Genomic DNA, 3,768 nt, shown 5'->3' with positions numbered 1-3,768 from the left:
GGGATCACCGGCAGTAATAAAGGGAATTAAGGCACAATTCCCCTGGGAACGGAGAGAACGAAAACACTCGGAAACAGCAGTCATCGAAAATTACTGAAGACATAAAGCACCGTCTATTATCTCATGGCGGGGAATAGCTCACCGCCGGTCGCCACAAGCTCAGGTAAAGAATTTTTCAAGTAATACTTAAGGAATATTGACAAAATAGCGATCGAGGGTAGAATGAGCGCAGTCTGATAGTTTTGAGAAAATCTCTTCTATAAACTGGTTTTCATTCCGCTTTTTCCGGTACAAAATAGGACTACTGCCCGATTGGGTTTCGTATAATCAAACACCATATATCTATGTTTTCCATTTACATTCTCACCCATAACGAAGAGGTTGATATTGCCGCCTGTGTGGAATCGGCACTTCTATCCGATGATGTGATTGTGGTTGACTCCTACAGTAGTGATCGTACTGTAGAGATTGCTTCTCGTTATCCAGTGCGCGTGGTTCAGCATCAATTCGAGAGCCATGGTAAACAAAGAACTTGGATGCTAGAAAATATCGAGACTAAATACGATTGGGTTTATATTCTCGAAGCAGATGAAAGGATAACACCCCAACTCTACGCAGAATGTCTGCGTGCCACGCAACAACAGGAATTTACTGGTTTTTATGTGGCCGAAAGAGTTATGTTTATGGGAACTTGGATCCGTCGCAGCACCCAGTATCCCCGTTATCAAATGCGTCTATTTAGAAAAGATCAAGTCTGGTTTAGCGATTATGGTCACACGGAAAGAGAAGAATGTCGAGGAAAAACCTCTTTTTTACAAGAAACCTATCCCCATTATACCTGTAGTAAAGGTTTAAGTCGTTGGATTGAAAAACATAATCGTTATTCTACCGATGAAGCAGCAGAAACCCTACATCAGTTGGCTAACGGTGGTGTTAGTTGGAAAAATTTATTTTTTGGTGAAACCGAAGTAGATAGACGGAGAGCTTTAAAAGATTTATCTCTAAGATTGCCTTTTCGTCCCCTGCTTCGTTGGTTTTATATGTATTTTATCTTGGCAGGAATTCTCGATGGTAAAGCTGGTTTTGCTTGGTGTACTCTGCAAGCTTTTTATGAGTATTTGATCCTCTTAAAAGTGGCGGAAATGAAACAGGGTTTACCCACTCCCCCCGAAGTGAGAAATCGTTTTCATACCCCGCAAAATGGTAACAATAGTAATTCTCATAGTCCCGATTTCGTCTCCTTAAAAGGAAAAGCCGATTAACATTCAACCATGATTAATCAGCCGGCAATCACCTAACAACAACCTAGGGACAAAAAAAATGCCAATCCACCTACTCAGTGGTTAATTTTCACGGGGAATATAGCCGTTTGACTTCACCCAATAGTTACTTGACTGGTATCGACGCTGGTTGCCCCATGCACTTTACTGGCAATTGCTACCATTTTATTTAAAGTCGCCTGATTGGAAACCTTGCCTTTTAGTACAACTTTACTACCAGTTTGAGCGACCCACAATTTGTCTTCATCAGCTAAATCCGGTGTCTCGTCAAAAGCTAAAACTACTCGTTTAGCTAGTCCGCTTTCGTCGTATTTTCCGTCTAATCCCACTCTTTCGGGGGGAATACCCGCAGCGGCAGCTTTTCCAGCGATCGCACTAGCGGCATTGGCCGGTTTATCTAAGCCAAAAATTCTTTTTAACCAATCCATTGCTAACACTCCTGATTGAGTTCTAAAACCCCAATTTCTTTAAGAGGGATTTGGTGGAAACGATGTGTCGATCTAATCCTAAACGATCGGGACTGACTCCCACCGCTAAAGCGACCAATTGGGAAAAATGTAACACGGGTAAACCTAAACTTCGACCAATCACTTTTGCCACTTCCGGTTGTCGGGAATCAAGATTAAGATGGCATAAAGGACAAGGGGTGACTAAACAATCGGCCCCAGCTGCCATGGCCTCTAAAATGTGTTTTCCTGCCATTTGGAACGATTGGGTGGTGGCATAACTGGACAGGGGCCAACCACAGCATTGAGTGCGTCCTTGATAATAAACCGGATTGGCCCCCACGGTCCGAAAGACATTTTCTAGAGATTCCGGCTGAAAAGGATTATCGTAGGGGAGAGTATCCTGGGCCCGCAGGAGATAACAACCATAAAAACCGGCACAATTTAAGCCTGATAAGGGACGAATCACCTTGGCCGCCAGATTATCTAAGCCATAATCGCCGACAATTGCCCAGAGTAGGTGCTTAACCGTCGTCGTACCTTGGTAGGGGGAACAATGTTCTTTCTGTAAATAATTATTAACTTCCTCAACATAATTGGGATTATTATGCTTTGCTTCCTTCAAGCGCTCATCCACATGACCGATCACCCCTTGACAGGTGCTACAGTGAGTCAACAGGGGTAAATTGAGGGCTTCCGCTAGGGCAATATTACGCGCATTGACGGCATCTTCCAAGAGTTGCGAATCTTCCTTATAGGTTCCCGAACCACAACAGGCAGCTTTTTTGAGTTCGACTAAATTAATCCCCAAAGCTTCCGTCAGGGCTGCCGTGGATAAATATAGTTCCCGACAGGCACCTTGAGCGACACAACCGGGAAAATAAGCATACTGGAGATTGTTGACTGTCATGGATTCTAGGAAATTACTACTCATTACCTATCTATCATCTTGCCCCCCTTCCCCTCTGTCATTACTAAAGTCATGGAATTTCTTAACAGACAGTCTTTTGTAATCTGCTCCCAACAAGTGTATGGTAGTTTGCCCCCCGAAATAATATCCAAAAAAGAGGAGAGCCATCTCAACAGTATAATGGCTCTCCTTGAGAAAAATTGTTGTCCTGAGGAGTCGATAATGTAAATGGTAATCTGCCCGGTCAAGAGGTGATTTACGGGTAGAATTGAGATTGTAGGCGAGAAATTGCGGCGAGAAACGCTATTTTGTCTGCTTACGCCGCTTGGGGGAGGGTGATGACAGCATCAAAGTCAGCACGGCTAGGGAAAATCGAGAGAACCCGGTCCAGTTGGGTTAATTCAAAGATAATCTTGACTGAAGGTGGAATGGAACAGATATTGAAGGATTTTTCTTGACTTTGAGCCAGACGAAAGGCGGTAACTAAAGCCATTAATCCAGCGCTGTCGAGGAATTCCACCCTACTCATATCCACGAGAAAAGTGACAGAGCGACTCTGATTAACCAGATTGGTGAGCTGCTCTTGAAATTCTAGGACGTTAGCGGCGGTAACATAGCCACTTGGCTCAAATAGAGCTATTTCTGGGACTTTTACAGGACTTTTCATGGCTGGGCTTTGAAATTCATAAATGAACCTTTTAACTGGAAATCAGATACCGCTATTATGTCCTAACTTGCTGATTTTGTGCTTGGTCTTGATCAATTCTCTCTCTCCTGAAAAGATTAATCTTTTTTTAATCTTGACCCCTATAGGGAGGAACCGATTTTAGGTTAGCCTTAGGATCCCAGTAGTAAAGAGGAACAGTGATCAGGACTGACTAGGGTGAACATCAGGGGAAAGTCGTTAGGTTTAAGCTCTAACTCTGAATAACTGATGATGACCCAAAATGATACTGGTATTTTTGCTAAAATAAAGTAAAGCAAGATACAAAAACTAGATTTATTGAGCTAGAGTAAGGAAATTGTGGATACCCAGCCGACTATCCGCCAATTAGTGGAACAAGCCCTATATTATCGTCAAATCACGCCAGAAATCGAAAACGGAATTAATGAACTCCTCGCTCGTCTTGGC

At 43.2% G+C, this 3,768-nt stretch carries 4 protein-coding genes and 2 pseudogenes; 2 read left to right on the top strand and 4 right to left on the bottom strand.

The features are described 5' to 3' along the window. Positions 1 to 84: pseudogene (locus tag PX484_RS16225) on the bottom strand (tryptophan synthase subunit alpha); the annotation flags it as partial. 260 nt (positions 85 to 344) lie between these two features. Here PX484_RS16225 and PX484_RS16220 point away from each other — a divergent pair. Continuing rightward, complete coding sequence (locus PX484_RS16220; protein WP_287764566.1) at positions 345 to 1,262, top strand: glycosyltransferase family 2 protein; 918 nt, start codon at positions 345 to 347, stop codon at positions 1,260 to 1,262. A gap of 113 nt (positions 1,263 to 1,375) precedes the next feature. Here PX484_RS16220 and PX484_RS16215 read toward each other — a convergent pair whose 3' ends face one another. The 3 genes from PX484_RS16215 to PX484_RS16205 form a co-directional block, all read right to left on the bottom strand. Further along, complete coding sequence (locus tag PX484_RS16215; RefSeq protein WP_002804076.1) at positions 1,376 to 1,708, bottom strand: BON domain-containing protein; 333 nt, start codon at positions 1,706 to 1,708, stop codon at positions 1,376 to 1,378. 22 nt (positions 1,709 to 1,730) lie between these two features. Further along, a complete protein-coding gene (locus PX484_RS16210) occupies positions 1,731 to 2,660 on the bottom strand; it encodes a CoB--CoM heterodisulfide reductase iron-sulfur subunit B family protein (protein ID WP_287764564.1) in 930 nt (309 codons plus the stop codon). Between the two features lie 292 nt (positions 2,661 to 2,952). After that, the gene (locus PX484_RS16205) at positions 2,953 to 3,303 is read right to left on the bottom strand and encodes an STAS domain-containing protein (RefSeq protein ID WP_002804080.1); all 351 of its coding nucleotides are present in this window, start codon (positions 3,301 to 3,303) and stop codon (positions 2,953 to 2,955) included. A gap of 357 nt (positions 3,304 to 3,660) precedes the next feature. On the opposite strand from PX484_RS16205, the pseudogene PX484_RS26075 reads away from it, so the two are divergent. After that, positions 3,661 to 3,768, top strand: a pseudogene (locus tag PX484_RS26075) (hypothetical protein); the annotation flags it as partial.

Origin of the sequence: Microcystis sp. M49636_WE2 (genome assembly GCF_030065375.1) — a bacterium.
GTDB lineage: Bacteria > Cyanobacteriota > Cyanobacteriia > Cyanobacteriales > Microcystaceae > Microcystis > Microcystis aeruginosa_C.
This window is presented reverse-complemented; position numbering and strand designations above follow the sequence as displayed.

What these genes read in the sequence shown, in the direction of transcription:
- PX484_RS16220 (WP_287764566.1), top strand. Translation starts at nt 345, where the DNA reads ATGTTTTCCATTTACATTCTCACCCATAACGAAGAGGTTGATATTGCC.
- PX484_RS16215 (WP_002804076.1), bottom strand. Translation starts at nt 1,708, where the DNA reads ATGGATTGGTTAAAAAGAATTTTTGGCTTAGATAAACCGGCCAATGCC.
- PX484_RS16210 (WP_287764564.1), bottom strand. Translation starts at nt 2,660, where the DNA reads ATGAGTAGTAATTTCCTAGAATCCATGACAGTCAACAATCTCCAGTAT.
- PX484_RS16205 (WP_002804080.1), bottom strand. Translation starts at nt 3,303, where the DNA reads ATGAAAAGTCCTGTAAAAGTCCCAGAAATAGCTCTATTTGAGCCAAGT.